This is a genomic window from Flavobacterium sp. I-STPP5a, assembly GCF_009764685.1.
In the GTDB taxonomy this organism is placed as follows: domain Bacteria; phylum Bacteroidota; class Bacteroidia; order Flavobacteriales; family Flavobacteriaceae; genus Flavobacterium.
In genome coordinates, this window is the sequence record NZ_VHLM01000010.1 from 222,745 (window position 1) to 240,081 (window position 17,337).

13 protein-coding genes and 1 tRNA gene are annotated in these 17,337 nt (G+C 35.4%); 9 read left to right on the forward strand and 5 right to left on the reverse strand.

Going from position 1 to position 17,337, the window contains the following annotated elements; genetic code table 11:
- Positions 1-36: 36 nt before the first annotated feature.
- Complete coding sequence (locus FJV36_RS02400) at positions 37-2,874, forward strand: sialidase family protein (protein WP_158730270.1); 2,838 nt, start codon at positions 37-39, stop codon at positions 2,872-2,874.
- 69 nt (positions 2,875-2,943) lie between these two features.
- Here FJV36_RS02400 and aceA read toward each other — a convergent pair whose 3' ends face one another.
- Both aceA and aceB read right to left on the reverse strand, forming a co-directional pair.
- Complete coding sequence (gene aceA, locus FJV36_RS02405) at positions 2,944-4,224, reverse strand: isocitrate lyase (protein ID WP_158730269.1); 1,281 nt, start codon at positions 4,222-4,224, stop codon at positions 2,944-2,946.
- Positions 4,225-4,273: 49 nt separating this feature from the next.
- Positions 4,274-5,893: a malate synthase A gene (gene aceB / locus FJV36_RS02410; RefSeq protein WP_199250932.1), complete on the reverse strand. Its 1,620-nt coding sequence runs from the start codon at positions 5,891-5,893 to the stop codon at positions 4,274-4,276.
- A gap of 141 nt (positions 5,894-6,034) precedes the next feature.
- Here aceB and FJV36_RS02415 point away from each other — a divergent pair, with 141 nt between their 5' ends.
- Positions 6,035-7,516 carry an ImmA/IrrE family metallo-endopeptidase gene (locus FJV36_RS02415; protein ID WP_158730268.1) on the forward strand — a complete coding sequence of 494 codons (1,482 nt, stop codon included), beginning with the start codon at positions 6,035-6,037 and terminating at the stop codon, positions 7,514-7,516.
- A gap of 111 nt (positions 7,517-7,627) precedes the next feature.
- Here the strand turns inward: FJV36_RS02415 and FJV36_RS02420 are convergent, their stop codons facing one another.
- Complete coding sequence (locus FJV36_RS02420; protein ID WP_158730267.1) at positions 7,628-8,989, reverse strand: hydroxymethylglutaryl-CoA synthase family protein; 1,362 nt, start codon at positions 8,987-8,989, stop codon at positions 7,628-7,630.
- 369 nt (positions 8,990-9,358) lie between these two features.
- Here FJV36_RS02420 and FJV36_RS02425 point away from each other — a divergent pair, with 369 nt between their 5' ends.
- From FJV36_RS02425 to FJV36_RS02435, 3 genes are all read left to right on the forward strand, one after another.
- Positions 9,359-10,024 carry a succinate dehydrogenase cytochrome b subunit gene (locus tag FJV36_RS02425; RefSeq protein WP_158730266.1) on the forward strand — a complete coding sequence of 222 codons (666 nt, stop codon included), beginning with the start codon at positions 9,359-9,361 and terminating at the stop codon, positions 10,022-10,024.
- A 13-nt stretch (positions 10,025-10,037) separates the two neighbouring features.
- Positions 10,038-12,038: a fumarate reductase/succinate dehydrogenase flavoprotein subunit gene (locus FJV36_RS02430; RefSeq protein ID WP_158730265.1), complete on the forward strand. Its 2,001-nt coding sequence runs from the start codon at positions 10,038-10,040 to the stop codon at positions 12,036-12,038.
- A 69-nt stretch (positions 12,039-12,107) separates the two neighbouring features.
- Entirely contained in the window at positions 12,108-12,854 is a 747-nt protein-coding gene (locus FJV36_RS02435) for a succinate dehydrogenase/fumarate reductase iron-sulfur subunit (RefSeq protein WP_086453870.1), read from the forward strand.
- A 134-nt stretch (positions 12,855-12,988) separates the two neighbouring features.
- Here FJV36_RS02435 and FJV36_RS02440 read toward each other — a convergent pair whose 3' ends face one another.
- Positions 12,989-13,552, reverse strand: coding sequence for a hypothetical protein (locus FJV36_RS02440; protein WP_158730264.1), 564 nt, complete (start codon positions 13,550-13,552; stop codon positions 12,989-12,991).
- Between the two features lie 73 nt (positions 13,553-13,625).
- Between FJV36_RS02440 and FJV36_RS02445 the strand changes: the two genes are divergently transcribed.
- Entirely contained in the window at positions 13,626-14,396 is a 771-nt protein-coding gene (locus FJV36_RS02445) for a nitrilase family protein (RefSeq protein WP_158730263.1), read from the forward strand.
- Here FJV36_RS02445 and FJV36_RS02450 read toward each other — a convergent pair.
- A complete protein-coding gene (locus FJV36_RS02450; protein WP_347752953.1) occupies positions 14,393-16,069 on the reverse strand; it encodes an Ig-like domain-containing protein in 1,677 nt (558 codons plus the stop codon). The genes FJV36_RS02445 and FJV36_RS02450 overlap by 4 nt on opposite strands.
- 172 nt (positions 16,070-16,241) lie before the next feature.
- Between FJV36_RS02450 and mce the strand changes: the two genes are divergently transcribed.
- From mce to FJV36_RS02465, 3 genes are all read left to right on the forward strand, one after another.
- Positions 16,242-16,643: a methylmalonyl-CoA epimerase gene (gene mce, locus FJV36_RS02455; protein ID WP_158730261.1), complete on the forward strand. Its 402-nt coding sequence runs from the start codon at positions 16,242-16,244 to the stop codon at positions 16,641-16,643.
- 141 nt (positions 16,644-16,784) lie between these two features.
- A tRNA-Ile gene (locus FJV36_RS02460) sits at positions 16,785-16,858 on the forward strand.
- A 254-nt stretch (positions 16,859-17,112) separates the two neighbouring features.
- Positions 17,113-17,319: a hypothetical protein gene (locus FJV36_RS02465; protein ID WP_158730260.1), complete on the forward strand. Its 207-nt coding sequence runs from the start codon at positions 17,113-17,115 to the stop codon at positions 17,317-17,319.
- Positions 17,320-17,337 lie beyond the last annotated feature (18 nt).

Genomic DNA, 17,337 nt, shown 5'->3' on the forward strand with positions numbered 1-17,337 from the left:
TTTTATCCTTAAATTTCGGCATCAAAATCCAACTCTATGAAAAAAGGAATACTCTTAGCTGCCTTTATTGCGCAAACCGTTGCCTCTGCACAAGTCTCTCCTGAGGCAGTTCAAAATAGTTTAGTATCCAAAAAACAACTGCAAGAACAATCGCTTTTTAAAAACCTAAGTTTACAAAATGTAGGTCCAACTGTTATGAGCGGACGTGTAGTAGATGTTGATGTTAATCCTGAAAACCCTACCGAATTTTATGTAGGTTACGCATCAGGAGGTTTGTGGTATAGCAATAATAACGGAATGAGTTTTGTACCGGTTATGGATAGTGCGCCAACGCAAAACGTGGGCGATATTGCAATAGATTGGAAACAAGGAACTATCTGGGTAGGAACTGGAGAGGTGAATTCTTCGCGCTCTTCCTATGCTGGAATTGGGATTTTAAAATCAACGGATAAAGGAAAGACTTGGCAAAATATGGGCTTGCATGACACGCACCATATTAGTAGAATTTTGATAAATCCAGTTAATTCGGATGAAATTGTAGTAGGTGCGGTGGGACATTTGTATACTAAAAATGAAGAACGAGGTATTTATAAAACCACAGATGGTGGAAAAACATGGAGCAAGACACTTTTTGTAAACAACGAAACAGGAATTATTGATGTGGCTGTTTCGCCAAAAAATTTCAAAATACAATATGCTGCTGCATGGAGTAAAGACAGAAAAGCTTGGGATTTTAAAGGTAATGGATCAGCATCAGGAATTTACAAAAGTGAGGACGCTGGAGCAACTTGGAAATTGTATTCTAACGCCAATAGTGGTTTTCCCACAGGTGAAGGTGCAGGTAGAATTGGCTTAGCCGTTTATGATGATGCTACAGTTTATGCCGTTCTGGACAACCAATTCAAGAGACCTTTAGACGCTAAAAAAAGCAATTCATTACCAGCAGCCTTTGCTGTTCCTGGAGATGAGTTTCTTAAATTACCCAATAAAAGTTTAAACTCTATTCTAAAAAACTATGGTTTAACCGAAAAATACAGAGCTGAGAATATCAAACATTGGGTGCAAAATGGGTATTTGCAACCAAGTGAAGCCGGAAAATTAGTCTTAGCATCTATTAATAGTCTGGCTGAAGCCGAGGTTATTGGTGCCGAAGTGTATAAATCTACAAATGGGGGAACAAGTTGGACAAAAACACACCAAAACTTCATTGACGATTTATTTTATTCTTATGGATATTACTTTGCAGCTATTTCAGTAGATCCAAGTAACGCAAATAAAATTTACTTATCGGGAGTACCGGTAATTAAATCAGATGATGGTGGGAAAACGTTTTCTAGTATTAGCGAAGAAAATGTGCATGCAGATCACCATGTAGTATGGGTAAATCCTAATAAATCTGGGCACTTAATTAATGGTAATGATGGTGGTTTGAACATTTCTTATGATGATGGAGCACACTGGTTCAAAGGCAATTCGCATAGTGTGAGTCAGTTTTATGCTGTAAATGTTGATGAGCAAGAGCCGTATAATATTTATGGCGGAATGCAGGATAATGGGGTATGGGTTGGACCAAGCAACTATCAATTCTCTTCAGAGTGGTTACAAACAGGGAAATATCCTTATGAAAATTTAATGGGAGGTGATGGAATGCAAACTCAAATAGACAAACGCAATCCTAATATTGTTTTTACAGGATTTCAGTTTGGAAATTATTACCGAATAGATCGTGCCAATAACAAAAGAGAGTATATTTCTCCAAAGCCAAAGAAGGATGAGAAACCATTCCGTTTTAATTGGCAAACACCGATTTTGCTTTCCTCACACAATCAAGATATCTTGTACATGGGGTCGAATTTTTTACACCGCTCCATGAATCAAGGTCAAACTTGGACTGCGATTTCGCCTGACTTGACCCAAGGTGTTAAGGAAGGTAATGTAGCCTTTGGTACACTCGCTACAATTAGTGAGAGTAATTTGCAATTTGGTTTGCTATACACCGGTAGTGATGACGGACTAATTCAGGTGACGAAAGATGGAGGTGTGAGCTGGAACAAAATTTCAGAAACTTTGCCACAAAACCGTTGGGTAACTAGAGTAGTTGCATCGGTACATAAAAAAGAACGCGTTTATGCCACCTTAAACGGATATCGTAATGATGATTTTACAACTTATGTATACCTATCCGATGATTACGGACAAACTTGGACTAGTATAGCTAGTAATATTCCTGTAAGTCCAGTGAATGTAATTGCAGAAGATCCAAACAATGAGAATGTATTGTATTTAGGGACTGATAACGGATTGTATGTTTCATTGAACAAAGGAAAGACTTGGGAGGATTTCTCCAATGGAATGCCTAATGTTGCGGTACACGATTTAGTAATTCAAAAGAAAGCTAAAGATCTTGTAGTAGGAACTCATGGGCGTTCTATTTACAAAGTTAATTTGGATCAAGTCCAAAATATAAATGACAAAGTTTTAGCTTCTACTATTCATATTTTTGAATTGAAAAAGATAAAAAAATCAAGAGAATGGGGTAATAGTTGGAGTGCTTGGGCTAAACCAACAGATCCTAAAGCTGAAATTTGGTTTTACTCTAATGAAGATGCCGAAGTGGTGTTGCAAATTGAAAACAGTAATAAAGAGATCCTTTTTTCTCAAAAAATATTGGCAAAAAAAGGATTAAACAAGCAGGTTTATGATTTATCCGTTCCAAAGGAAATTGTTGAAAAAGCTTTGGCTAAAAACAAAAAAATGAAATGGGAAGCAGCTAAAAACGGAAAGTATTATTTACCCGTTTCTGTAAGCAAAGTTAGTATTCAAAAAGCCAAAGAGAAAGTAGTGGCTGATCTAGAAATTTTCGAATCGAAATAAATATCATTTCTCAGAAATCAAAAAACACGATTCCGTAAGAAATCGTGTTTTTTTATGCTCTTTAGAAATTTAAAATTGTGCCGTTTCAGTAGAATCTTTCATGGCTGTAGTGCTTGATTTTCCTATTGTTACGGTATTTTGTACCGCATCAAAATAAGAAGTTCCTACAAATCCTTGGTGTTTTACCGCTTTGAAACCGTGTTTTTGTAAAGCAAATTCTCTTTCTTGTAACTCAGAGTAGCCCGCCATTCCTCTTTCTTTGTAAGCTTTTGAAAGTTCAAACATACTTGTATTTAAGGCATGAAATCCAGCCAATGTAATGAATTGAAATTTATAGCCCATAGCTGCTAGGTCTTCTCTAAAAGTTTCCATTTCAGCTACAGATAGTTTTGCAGCCCAGTTAAAAGATGGAGAGCAATTGTAAGCAAGCATTTTTCCTGGAAATTGTGCGTGAATAGCTTCTGCAAATTGTTTAGCGTATGCTAAATCAGGGTTACTAGTTTCCATCCAAATTAAATCAGCATACGGTGCGTAACTCAATCCACGGTCAATTCCTTGTTCAATTCCACAATTCACATAAAAAAAGCCTTCAGCAGTTTTTTCTCCTGTAATGAATTTGGCGTCTCTCGGGTCAATATCGCTGGTCAATAAATTAGCTGCATCAGCGTCAGTTCTAGCAACAACAAGCGTAGGCGTTCCCATAACATCAGCTGCTAAACGAGCTGCAATTAATTTATTGATCGCTTCTTGCGTAGGAACTAATACTTTTCCGCCAAGGTGACCGCATTTTTTAGCAGAACTCAATTGGTCTTCAAAGTGAACACCTGCTGCTCCTGCTTCGATCATCGATTTCATTAATTCAAAAGCATTTAGATTTCCTCCAAAACCAGCTTCGGCATCAGCTACAATAGGAACTAGGTAGTCTTTTTTATCCGCAGTTCCGTTTACCACTTGTATTTGATCTGCTCTTAAGAGCGCATTGTTAATACGTTTTACTACAAGTGGAACACTATTGGCAGGGTATAATGATTGGTCAGGGTACATTTCGCCGGCTACATTTGCGTCGGCAGCTACTTGCCATCCGCTCAAGTATATGGCTTCAAGTCCAGCTTCTACTTCTTGAATAGCTTGGTTTCCTGTAAGTGCGCCAAGTCCTGCCACAAAATCTTGCGAATTAAGTTTGTTCCATAAAGTAGTAGCTCCTAGTCTTGCAACGCTATGTTCTATTTGGTAAGAACCTTGTAGTTTAACAACTTCTTCAGCAGTATACGGACGCTCAATGCCTTTCCATCTTGGGTTTGAAATCCAGTCTGCAACTAATTCTTGAATTCTTGTTTCTGTAGTTTTCATAATGTCTATATGGTTTATTTGGTGTTTAATATTTTATTGCAATTGTTTTTTAAATGTATTTGTATCCTGGTAGGGTTAAAAAGTCTATGAAATTCTTGTTTACCACCAGTTGATCTAATAATTGTTCCGCTAGAATGTATTTTTGTTTCTCGTGATTTTCATCCCCAACTAGTTTTTTTATTTTTTCAAATTCTTCCATGGCTAGTTTATGGTAGTAATTTGTGTTTAGTTGTTTTCCGTTTTCTAGCGTAACCTTGTTTTGTAGCCATTGCCACAGTTGTGATCTAGAAATTTCCGCAGTTGCAGCATCTTCCATCAAGTGGTGCAATGCTGCTGCTCCTTGGCCATTAAGCCACGATGCAATGTATAAAACAGAAATGCTGATGTTTTTTCGAACTCCTTCTTCGGTGATGGTTCCTTTTGGAGTCTCTAATAAATCGCTTTCGGTTACGTGAACGTCCTCTCGTTTTACATCAATTTGGTTTTTGCCAGGCATATATTTGTCAAATACAGTCATGGCAAGCGGAACCAAATCAGGATGTGCTACCCAAGTACCGTCATGACCATTTTTAACCTCACGTTCTTTGTCGGCAATTACTTTGTTAAAAGCTATAGCATTGGCTTCTTCATTATTTTTGATCGGAATTTGTGCTGCCATTCCGCCTATAGCGTGTATGTTGCGTTTGTGACAACGTTGAATTACCAGTTGTGAGTAAGCACTCATAAACGGAGCTGTCATGGTTACTTGATCTCTGTTTGGGACAATGAAATTAGGATTGTTTCGTAATTTTTTGATATATGAAAAAATGTAATCCCATCGGCCGCAATTCAAACCAACAATATGATCTTTCAGTTCATAAATAATTTCGTCCAATTGAAAACTGGCGGTTATAGTTTCGATTAAAACGGTTGCTTTGAATGTCCCTTTTTTTACTCCTAAATACTCTTGTGTAAATAGGAAAACTTCGTTCCACCATCTTGCTTCAAGATAATGTTCTAGTTTTGGGATGTAAAAATAAGGTGCTGTACCATCTTCAATAAGTTTTTTATAGTTGTGAAAAGCATATAGCCCAAAGTCAATAAGTGATCCTGAAGTTTGTACACCGCCAATTAAAATATTCTTCTCAGGCAAATGCAATCCTCTGGGACGAACTAACAATACGGCAGTTTTTTCGTTTAAACTGTATTTTTTGTTTTTTATAGGATCCTCAAGGCTAATTGTTTTGTTTACTGCATCTTTCAGGTTTTGCTGCCCTGTCATAAGATTGCTCCATGTTGGTGAGGTACTGTCTTCAAAATCAGCCATGAAAGTTTTGGCACCAGAATTAAGGGCATTGATTACCATTTTACGATCTACAGGTCCTGTTATTTCAACTCTTCGGTCAGCTAGATCATCTGGTGTAGTTGCTGCTTCCCAGTTGTTGTCTCTAATTTCTTTTGTTTCCAATGGAAAAGTAGGTAGTGCACCTGCATCAAATAGGTCTTGTTGTTTTATTCTGTTTTGTAATAGTAACAAACGTTCATTATTGAAATTTTCATGAAGTAATGAAAGGAATGTTATTGCTTCATCGGTTAAAATTTCAGGATAGCGCTCTGTAGTCTCTATTGAAAAATTTAACATATTACTTGAATATATTTCTTTAATTTCTGTTTTTCGACTTGTTTCCATAACTAAATATCTTTTTTTGTTGTCAATATTATTTTTTAACACTGCAATGATACAAAAAGTTTTTGATTAAAAAAGCGAACGTACGCTATTTTTTAAAAATATTTTTTTTGGCGAAAATATTATTTGTCTTATCTTTGAGATATGAACATAGAGAAAGATTATATCAAACTTATATTTGGGCTGAAATTAAAGCAGGCGCGTACCGTTAAAAATCTATCTTTATTTGGTTTGGCCAAAATCACAGCGCTCTCCAAATCGTATTTGAACGAAATAGAGAAAGGAAAGAAATATCCTAAAACCGATAAGATTATTTTACTGGCTGAAAAATTAGATGTTACTTATGATCACATGGTTTCATTGAAACTGGATAATAATTTGGCGCCTATTGGTGAAATACTAAAATCAGGGATTTTAAAAGAGATTCCGCTGGAGCTGTTTGGAATTCAAGAAGCTGATTTAATTGATATTATTGCCAATGCACCTGCTAAAGTCAATGCTTTTATAAGTACCATTATCGAAATCGCGCAACACTATAACCTCACCAGAGAAAGTTTTTTCTTGGCAGCGCTTCGTTCTTATCAAGAGGCCCATAATAATTATTTTGAAGATTTAGAGGAGAAAGTTCTTTTGTTCTGCAAAGCGTTTCATGTTGACTTAACTACTAATATTTCTATCACAGAGCTTGAGGCAATTTTGGTTGAGGAATACGGCTACACCATACAGGAGTTGGTTTTTACAGAGCACGAAGCTTTGGGTGATTTACGTTCCATTTTTGTAGCCTCTAGTAAAACCTTGTTGCTCTCAAAGGATATTGATGAAGGGCAAAAAGCGTTTATTTTGGCTAAAGAAATAGCGTACAACTTCATGGAAATCAAGGAGCGTTTGTATACTTTTAGCTGGATTAAATTTGATAATTTTGACCAAGTTTTGAATAATTTTTATGCCTCTTATTTTGCAGGCGCTTTATTGTTGCCGCGTCAACATCTAATAGATGAGCTAAATGTGTTCTTAGCTCTTGAAGATCCTAAACCGCAACAAATGGTTCAGTTGATGAATCAGTTTAATGTGTCTCCCGAATCTTTTTACCAGCGCTTAACTAATATTTTACCAAAAGATTTTAATCTCAAAAATTTGTTCTTCTTACGACTTTCGCATCAAAAAGGAACAGATACCTATCAAATAAACAAAGAGTTGCACATTACTAATCAACAAGAGCCGCATGCTAATGAAATGAATGAGCATTATTGTCGTAGGTGGGTTTCTATACGTACGATTGAAGAGTCTATAAAACAGGATAAGAGTCATTTTTTTGACGCTCAAATCTCAAGTTACGAAAACAGTAAAAATGAGTATCTTGTTTTTTCATCGGCTACGCCAGATCCTTTTAAAACGAATTGTATTCGAAGTATTTCTGTTGGAATATTAATTACGCCGGGAATGAAAAAGAAATTTACGTTCATCGAGAATGAATCGCTCAAAAAGCAAATAGTAGGAGTTACTTGTGAAACTTGTGCTGTAAAAGATTGTCTAGAACGTGCTTCGCCTCCTGTTCAATTGGAACAAAAAATAAGAAATGAAAACACCGAAGCTATTGTCCAGAAATACATGACGAAGTTTAGTTAAAAAAGAGCTTTAAATTAAGTACCAATATTAAACACAGATTCCGCCGATGGATATTTTAAATCGGTGAAATCGGTGTTTTTTTTTAATAGAATTTTCTTTTTAAAAACCATATTATTCAACCCATTTGTAATAACGAGCGCCTAGTAAGTTGGGTTTTTCGCTTTCAATACGATCTAAAATCCATTCGTTTTTTGGGCTACGAATACTTTGGTGTTGTTCTTTTTTATGGAGTTTTTCGTAAGTTTTAAAGTCAATTTCAAAGCTTTTTTCGAGGGTTTCAAATAAGGATACACGCTCCAGTGCTTCTTTCCATTCTGCTTGAATGGTTCCTTCAAATACTTTTGACTTCGAGCCGCTTCCATACGCTAGAAAGCCAAATACACTTCCGGAAATTTCTTTTTTAGAATTATAAAAATGAGCTAATGTTGATAGTAAGCCCATAAAAATAGAACCTGTATAAAGATTCCCTATCAATGACGAAGCTAATTCTGCTGGCTTTAATTTTTTAGACACAAATTCTGAGTACGCCTCTGATTTACTGATTTCTTTGAGTTTGTTTTGGTAGGTTGCAGTATCTTGACTTACTGAAAAGGTACTATTGGAGGCATCCAAAGCATAAATTTCACTAAGCATTCTGCGGCCCTGATACGCGTAAGGTAAGTGCATGACAATGCTGGTCCATGTGTCATAAACCGTTTGAGATAATTTTTTTAATTTCTTGAACGAAAAATAAGCATCTCGGGTTCTATCCATGTAACATTGATTGGAATACTGACCGTCAAAAACAGGTTGATCCTTGTGGATTTCTATTTCGCTTTCTAAATTATCAAACCAAGCGTCGTTTGCTTGGTTTCCAGTTATGGCCGTTTTTGCTAATGTTCTGTAAGGTTTAAAAAAATCAAAAACACCTTTGGTACTCGTTGCCCAAGCCTCTCCAAAAGCGATAATTCGGGGGTTTGAGGTTATTAGTAGGGCAACAGCTCCGGCACCTTGCGTGTATTCTCCGGTAGAGTTTAAATCGTATTTGGCAAAATCTGTCGTTACAACAATGGCCTTTTTAGTTGGGTTGAGTCGAATAAAATCGATACAATTTTGCATCGCATCTACGCCGCCAATACAGGCAAAAGTAAAATCAACCACATCGCATTCTGACAAAGTGTTTTCTCCAAATTTTTGTTCCATCAATGAAATTAAGAATGAACTAATGGGTTTTGAGTTGTCAATACTACTCTCGGTACCCACATAAATACGAGCTATTTCATTTAGATTTATGTTGTGGTCAAGGATTAACTTGGTCAAGGCATTGGCTCCAAAAACTACAACATCTTGGTGTGCATCCGGAAGAGTCATTTTTTCTAATCCAAGTCCTTTTTGCAGTTTTTCAGGGTCAATATTTCTGGCTTTTGCCAATGCGCCAATTGATAAATGTATTTTTGCAACATCATAAGTGATGGCATCGATTCCGATTTTCATTTTAAATTGTTTTGACTATAAAATTAGAAATAAGCGCGCTAATCTTTTTTTATTTTGTGTTTTTTAAACTGCCTTCGGTCTACTTTTAGTAAATTTAAATTTTTGATTTACATATATTATTGATGTCATAAAAAACCTGAAATTTTTTAAGAATTATGTTTTTGTTTGATTCGTAAAGATTTTTGATTTCTTTGGTTTTGTCTAACGAAATTCTTGTTTTGTATTGTTCTAGGTCTTGATTTATATGGGTTTATTTAGTTTTGTGATACAACACTTTAAAATGATTATAAATTATAGCGAAAAGGTTGTAGTTCATTTCTAATTGCCCTATTTTTGTATGATTTTTTAAATTAATACAACTAAATTCTTATGGCAAAATCTTCATTATTAAAGTCATCGATTGCAAAAAAAGTTGCTATGGCGCTTTCTGGACTTTTCTTAATTTTATTTTTAGCACAACATTTTTTTATAAACAGTACCTCGGTTTTTAGTCCTGATACTTTTAACTCTATTTCTCATTTTATGGGAAATAACCCGTTGGTGCAGTTTGTTATTCAACCGATCCTTATTATAGGTGTTATTTTTCACTTTATCATGGGTATCGTTTTGGATTTTCAAAACAAAAGTGCTAGACCTATTAAATATGTGAAAAATAATGGTGCAGCAAGTTCATCATGGGCGTCACGTAACATGATTATTTCTGGTTTAGTAGTATTGGCTTTTATGCTTTTACACTTTTACGATTTTTGGATTCCAGAAATGGTTTACAAGTATGTAGAGGTAAATCCACTTGATGAGACTCGTTATTTTGGTGAGTTGCAACATAAATTTGTTGATCCTATCCGTACTGCTATTTATTGTGTGTCATTTGTTTTGTTATCATTGCACTTGTGGCACGGTTTCAACTCTTCGTTTCAATCTGTAGGGTTCAACAATAAATACTCTAGATCATTACACAAATTGGGATATGCTTTTGCAATTGTAGTTCCTGTTGGCTTTATTTTCATTGCATTATTTCATCATTTTAATCATTAATATTAAATTATAAATGGCTTTAGATTCAAAAATACCAAATGGTCCAATAGCGGACAAATGGACAAATTATAAAAATCACATTAATTTAGTAAACCCAGCGAACAAACGTAATATTGATATTATTGTTGTTGGAACGGGACTTGCAGGTGGTTCTGCTGCTGCAACTTTAGCTGAATTAGGATATAACGTTAAAACTTTTTGCTTTCAAGATTCACCTCGTCGTGCGCACTCTATTGCTGCACAAGGTGGTATCAACGCAGCAAAGAACTATCAAGGTGATGGTGACTCTACTTTCCGTTTGTTTTACGATACGGTAAAAGGTGGAGATTACCGCTCTAGGGAAGCAAACGTTCACAGGCTTGCTGAGGTTTCTGTAAATATTATTGACCAATGTGTAATGCAAGGTGTGCCTTTGGCTCGTGAGTACGGTGGTTTGTTAGACAATCGTTCTTTTGGTGGAACATTAGTGGCTAGAACTTTTTACGCAAAAGGACAAACAGGACAGCAATTATTATTAGGAGCTTATTCTGCAATGAATCGTCAAATTGGTCGTGGTAAGATAAAATCATACACACGTCATGAAATGCAAGATTTAGTTCTTGTTGATGGTAAAGCGAGAGGAATTATTGCTCGTAACTTGGTAACAGGTGAGCTAGAGCGTCACTCTGCACACGCAGTTGTAATTGCTTCTGGAGGTTACGGTAACGTATTTTTCTTGTCAACTTATGCAATGGGTAGTAACGCTACTGCAGCTTGGAAAGTGCACAAAAAAGGAGCTTACTTTGCTAATCCATGTTACACACAAATTCACCCAACTTGTATCCCAGTTTCTGGAGATCACCAGTCTAAATTGACTTTGATGTCTGAGTCATTGCGTAATGATGGTCGTATTTGGGTTCCTGCAAAATTAGAGGATGCACAAGCTATTCGTGAAGGTAAATTGAAGCCAACACAAATCGCCGAAGCTGACAGAGATTATTATTTAGAGCGTCGTTACCCAGCTTTTGGTAACTTAGTACCTAGAGATATCGCTTCTCGTGCTGCTAAAGAAAGATGTGATGCTGGTTTTGGTGTGAATAAAACAGGTGAAGCAGTTTACTTAGATTTTGCAGCAGCAATTGAGCGTTACGGTAAAGAACAAGCTTATGTTAAAGGTTTTGATGCCAATGACAAAGCGTTAGTAACAAAATTAGGAGCTGCTATCGTGGCTAATAAATACGGAAACTTATTTCAAATGTATGAGAAAATCGTTGATGAGGATCCATACACAACCCCAATGATGATTTATCCAGCAGTACACTATACTATGGGTGGTATTTGGGTTGATTATAACTTACAAACTACAATTCCAGGTTGTTTCAGTATTGGAGAAGCTAACTTCTCTGATCACGGTGCCAACCGTCTTGGAGCTTCTGCTTTAATGCAAGGTTTGGCTGATGGGTATTTTGTATTGCCATACACAATAGGTGATTACTTAGCTCCAGACATTAAAACAGGAACAATTTCTACTGATTTACCTGAATTTGTTGAAGCTGAGAAAAATGTAAAAGCACGTATTGATCAGTTTATCAATAACAACGGTACGCATTCTGTTGATTATTTCCATAAGAAACTTGGAAAAATCATGTGGAACAAAGTGGGTATGGCTCGTAACGCAAAAGGATTAACAGAAGCAATTGAAGAAATTGCAGCATTAAGAGAAGAATTTTACAGAGATGTAAAAGTTCCTGGAGATGCATACAGTTTCAATCAAGAGCTTGATAAAGCTGGTCGTGTTGCTGATTTCTTAGAGTTAGGAGAGTTGTTTGCTAAAGATGCATTGCACCGTAACGAATCTTGTGGAGGTCACTTCCGTGAAGAATACCAATCTGAGGATGGTGAAGCACAACGAGATGATGAGAACTATGCTTATGTTGCTGCATGGGAGTACATGGGTAAACCAAGTGAAGCTATACTTCATAAGGAGCCATTAGTCTATGACAATGTTAAACTAGTAACGCGTAGTTATAAATAGGAATCTGTCCTTGAGCAATAAATGGAATGAAATCCGCTTATGCTCTTTGACTTTCAAACGAAAGAAAATATGAAACTTACATTAAAAATATGGCGTCAAGCCAACGCCAAAGCAGAAGGTAAAATCGTAGAGTATCCATTAGATGGTATTGAAGAGGACATGTCTTTCCTTGAAATGCTAGATGTGCTTAACGAAGGCTTAATAGAGAAAGGAGATTTACCAGTATCTTTTGATCATGACTGTCGCGAAGGAATTTGCGGTTCATGTTCTTTGTATATCAATGGTGAAGCACATGGTCCAGACAGACGTGTACCAACTTGTCAATTACACATGAGAATGTTTAAAGATGGTGATACCATTTTTATCGAGCCTTTTAGAGCGAAAGCTTTTCCAGTAATTAAAGATTTAGTTGTTGACAGAAGTGCTTTTGATAGAATTCAACATGCAGGAGGATTTGTATCAGTAAATACTTCAGGAAAACCAACAGATGCTAACGCTATTTTGATTCCTAAACACGATGCTGATAGAGCATTTGATGCGGCTACTTGTATTGGTTGCGGAGCTTGTGTTGCAAGTTGTAAAAACTCATCGGCAATGTTGTTCGTTTCTGCAAAAGTATCACAGTATGCTTTATTACCACAAGGTAAAGTTGAGGCTGCTGATCGTGTAATGAACATGGTTGCTCAAATGGATGCTGAAGGTTTTGGTAACTGTACTAATACTGGAGCATGTGAAGTAGAATGTCCAAAAGGAATTTCTCTTGAAAACATTGCCAGAATGAATAGAGAATATTTATCGGCTAGTTTAAAAGGTTAATCAGTTAGTCTTAATAATTAAATTCTTAGGACAAACAATTCATAATTATAAAAAACGCATTCAATTTCAAAGTTGAATGCGTTTTTTTTTTTTTTAAATAAATTTTTATCTAAATGTTAGGGTTAAAAAGTGTTCTAGTCTATCCATCCCCATGGAGCAGTGGGTGTTGATACTGTTTTTGTTAGATCAAATTTTACGGTAAACAATCTATCAGATCCTATGCGTCTTAAGTTATAGGTAAACGAGGTCTCATCAATTGTAATCCACCAAACATTAGTTGCGGCGCTCGGAATTAAATTTAATGTTTCTTGATCTGCTGGAAAAAATTGAATACCAGCACTGCCGTAATTAGGACTAGTACCGCCGTACTGTGTTACTTTATCTTCAGTTCCATCTTCGTGTCTGTGATCGTGTTTAAGTTTAATTTTGTCGTTTTCAAGCGTTAAAACCCAAGTTCTTGATTTGTCTTCGCCAACAAAAAACGGAATTTTAATGGTATTTTTGGTACAGCTTCTTACGTGCATTACTAGTTTTTTATCCCTAAAAGTATCATTAGAAGCACCTTCTTTGATTTCTCCTTCGAACGATTTACCACACTGTTTTTGTAGGTTTTCCCAAAATTGTTGCGCGCCCGTTTTTTCTTGTGCTTGAAGTATTAACTGAGTTAATAGCACAAGGGCAACTAATATTTTTTTCATGAGTTGTTTTTTTGCTAATGTAAGGAAGTTATGGTTCGTATAGAATTGTTATTTTTATAGAAAATTAGAAAAAATGAAAATAGCCTTCATTCAAGCTCCGTTATCATGGGAAAACCCTTTGGAAAATCGTGTGTATTTCGAATCCATAATCAATGAAATACAACTTGATGCACAAATAATAGTCTTGCCAGAGATGTTTACTAGTGGTTTTACCATGAATCCTGAACGTGTTGCTGAAGGTATGCAGGGTGAAACCTTAACTTGGTTAAAACAACTTGCTTCTAGTAGAAATTGTGCTTTTATGGGTAGTCTCGTGATCACAGAGGATGATCATTTTTTTAACAGGTTCGTTTTTGTTGCGCCTACTGGAAAGGTAGAGTATTATGACAAGAAACATTTGTTTACATTGTCTGGTGAAAATATAGCCTATGTAGCAGGTAAAGAAAAGTGTATTATTGACTATTTAGGTTGGAAAATTTGTCCTTTAATTTGTTATGATTTGCGCTTTCCTGTTTTTTCCAGAAACACAGAGGATTATGACTTATTAGTTTATGTAGCAAGCTGGCCCAAAACAAGGGTAAATGCTTGGGATATTTTACTTCAGGCTCGAGCTGTTGAGAACATGTGTTATGTTGTAGGAGTTAACAGATTAGGAGCTGATGGTAATGGGTATGAATATGTAGGGCATTCTCAAGCCGTTGATTTTTTAGGTCATTATTTACAAGAGCCTACCCAAATTGAAGGTAGTTTTGTAGTAACATTAAATAAGGAAAAGTTAGTTGAAACGAGACAGAAACTTGGTTTTCTAAATGATCGTGATGCATTTGAGATCAAAGATAACTAAAGTCGTTTTTTGTTTGTTGCTTTCTTTTTAATTTCGGGGGTGTACGGAATACTTAGATCAAAGAGTTGATTAACATCCCAATTGGCGCGCACATCCATTTCTTTCGAAAAATAGATCACTTCTTCGGCTTGCAGTTTCTTAAGGAAATCTCCCGGATCCCACTTGCCGTTTTTATTGGAATCATAAGTGGCTCTAAGCGTGTATTGTGCGGGCTCTACTAAGTTGAAATTGACAGTGCTGTTTTCTGTGGTGTATTCAGAGGCTAGCACATCTCCTTTTGCATTTGTTAACTCAATAAGTACAGGATAACTTTTAACTTTTTGAAGGTTCACACTCAAATTTCCATAATCTGAGGTGTTTCTAGTGCTGAATTTATACGTTAAGGTGTCGTTCTTCTTTTCAAAAAAATCAGTGAAAGCTTCAGGTAAAACGGTCATTACGTAGTTTTCTGAAGGTTCTTTTTTAAAGTCAAAATACAAGCGTTGATTGTATTCATCATACTCAGTTTTGAATGGAATTGATTTTTTGTTTTTATCCAATAAAGTTATTTTCTCGTTTGCAATATTGATTAACGGTGTGCTGGTCTCAAGAGTAAACTGCTCTCTGAATTTCAAGTCGCCCATTTGTAAAGAAGTAATACTTAAAGTGTCTTTTTTTTGATCCTTAATTTTAAAGGAAAATTTAGTTTCATACTTATCTTTTTTTACAAAAAGTTTCAAGGAATCTGTTTTTATAGGTTTATACCATATTTGTAGTGAATCCTTCTTTGGAAATTTGGTAACCAAGTGATTTATTTCGGTATTATTGTTTTTCAGTGTTATTTTAGGTAGATCCTTTAGGTTGTCTACTGTTCCTTCAAAACCCATTATAAGTTTATTTCCAGCGGCTTGTACTGGTTTAATAGCCTTAAATGGTAGCTTTTCTTTGAAGATCTCAAGTTCATAAAGCGTATCGTTTGGTACAGATATAAATTCTTTTACAAACCCAATCTTGTCTTTCTTAGGGTCAAATTTATTATTGTTATTGTAGTCCTTAAGTGCTACAAGTAAATATTTCCCTGCTTTAAGGTTTTCTAATTTGAAAGTTTTCAAACTATCAAGAGTATTTGTAATGTATCTTGGGTTTTGTTTGTAAATTACAGAGTCATTAAATTTTTCGTTTACTTCATACAGCATAACCGAAACGAAAGATTCTACTTCTTTATCAAGGGCGCTTTTTATGGTTCCTCCTAGTTGCAAAGAATCAATGGTTGCTCCTGTAGAGAACACGTATTTAAACTGATTTAGTGGGTTCTCTTCGTTATTATCAGCAATACTTTGACCGAAGTTTAGGCTGTAAGTAGTATTAGGTTGTAAAGTATCTTTGAGCGTAATTGTTAACGTTTTTGTAGGCGTAGTAGGAAGAACAAGAGGTTCATTTTTCATGGGTGGAGAAATGATAAGTTGCTTGTTTAAGTTTTTCAATTTAATATTTTCGTCAAACACCAACTGAATCTTGTTTCCTGTGAAATTAGTGCTGAAATTTTTAGGAAAACTAACTTTTAGCACTGGCGCAATAGTGTCTTTGAGACCTCCAGTGATGTTTCCTCTTTTTGCACAACTGGCAAGGAGTATTGCAATTAAAAAAAATGTGTATTTGAGATTGTTTTTCAACATGATAAATTCTGATTTCAATTTACAAAATAACGACTATAATTTATGCTTTCGAAATTTTTTAAGGATTTATTATCAATAGTAGCTGCAATAGATTAGTGATAATTTTGGTCTATGAATATAAATACTAATTTTACAGAATTGGTTATTGAGGTAAAATACAGGATTTTTTAAAATAAAAATAAATTCATTCATGAGAAAAATAGAACACATTGGAATTGCTGTAAAAGATTTAGAGGTTTCTAACTTGGTTTTTGAAAAATTGTTTGGAGCTCCCGCCTATAAATTTGAAGAAGTGTTGAGCGAAGGCGTTACTACTTCATTCTTTCAGAGCGGTCCTAATAAGATTGAATTACTGGCTGCAACCCATCCAGACAGTCCAATAGCTAAGTTTTTAGAGAAAAAAGGTGAAGGGATTCATCATATTGCTTTTGATGTAGCAGATATTGAGTCCGAAATTGTTCGATTAAAGCAAGAAGGCTTTGTGGTTCTTAATGAAACTCCAAAAAAAGGAGCTGATAACAAGTTAGTTGTGTTTTTGCATCCTAAAAGTACCAATGGTGTTTTAATAGAATTGTGTCAAGAAATACAGTAATTAGAATTTTTGTAAAATGTAGGTTGTTAGTAGTCAATGCATTCGGTTTGCTTTGTGTTTTTTTTTATAAAACACTAAAAAACTATGTCAAATTTATTTGTAGTAATTAAAAAATAGTAGTAATATTGCAACCTCATAACCGGTCCTATAGCTCAGCTGGTTAGAGCACCTGACTCATAATCAGGTGGTCCCTGGTTCGAGCCCAGGTGGGACCACTTTTAAAATCAAGCCTTTACAGAAATGTAGAGGCTTTTTTGTTTGTTTTAATAAGTTAGTAAAGTGCTTAAAGTTTTATTTAATCTATTTTAAAATCAGAATCAGAAATAAAATTTACGAACGCTTGATGACTATTATTCTTGTACGATAATGGTTATTTTGTTGTAAAAAAGGCAATGGTATTGGTGGAAAACAAGTTAATATATGTTAGTTGTTTTTTTGTGTGGTGAAGTTTGTTTATATTTGTTGCGATATGAAGCGACTTTTAAATAAATACCACCTTTCATTCGTATTCTCGTTGGCTTTTGTGATTTTTGCAAAGGCTCAGCCGCCAATTTTACCACCACCTGGTGATCCACCAGAGTTTCCAGTTGATGATTATGTTTTTATAGCAGTAATCGGGGCGGTGTTTTTAGGATATTACCTCATTGGACGTCATATAAAAAAAGAAAACCTTTAGATTTGCTAAAGGTTTTCT

Bases quoted from the DNA above. Each gene is read 5' to 3' on its own strand.
- FJV36_RS02400 (WP_158730270.1), top strand. From the start codon at position 37: ATGAAAAAAGGAATACTCTTAGCTGCCTTTATTGCGCAAACCGTTGCC.
- aceA (WP_158730269.1), bottom strand. From the start codon at position 4,224: ATGAAAACTACAGAAACAAGAATTCAAGAATTAGTTGCAGACTGGATT.
- aceB (WP_199250932.1), bottom strand. From the start codon at position 5,893: ATGGAAACAAGTCGAAAAACAGAAATTAAAGAAATATATTCAAGTAAT.
- FJV36_RS02415 (WP_158730268.1), top strand. From the start codon at position 6,035: ATGAACATAGAGAAAGATTATATCAAACTTATATTTGGGCTGAAATTA.
- FJV36_RS02420 (WP_158730267.1), bottom strand. From the start codon at position 8,989: ATGAAAATCGGAATCGATGCCATCACTTATGATGTTGCAAAAATACAT.
- FJV36_RS02425 (WP_158730266.1), top strand. From the start codon at position 9,359: ATGGCAAAATCTTCATTATTAAAGTCATCGATTGCAAAAAAAGTTGCT.
- FJV36_RS02430 (WP_158730265.1), top strand. From the start codon at position 10,038: ATGGCTTTAGATTCAAAAATACCAAATGGTCCAATAGCGGACAAATGG.
- FJV36_RS02435 (WP_086453870.1), top strand. From the start codon at position 12,108: ATGAAACTTACATTAAAAATATGGCGTCAAGCCAACGCCAAAGCAGAA.
- FJV36_RS02440 (WP_158730264.1), bottom strand. From the start codon at position 13,552: ATGAAAAAAATATTAGTTGCCCTTGTGCTATTAACTCAGTTAATACTT.
- FJV36_RS02445 (WP_158730263.1), top strand. From the start codon at position 13,626: ATGAAAATAGCCTTCATTCAAGCTCCGTTATCATGGGAAAACCCTTTG.
- mce (WP_158730261.1), top strand. From the start codon at position 16,242: ATGAGAAAAATAGAACACATTGGAATTGCTGTAAAAGATTTAGAGGTT.
- FJV36_RS02465 (WP_158730260.1), top strand. From the start codon at position 17,113: ATGAAGCGACTTTTAAATAAATACCACCTTTCATTCGTATTCTCGTTG.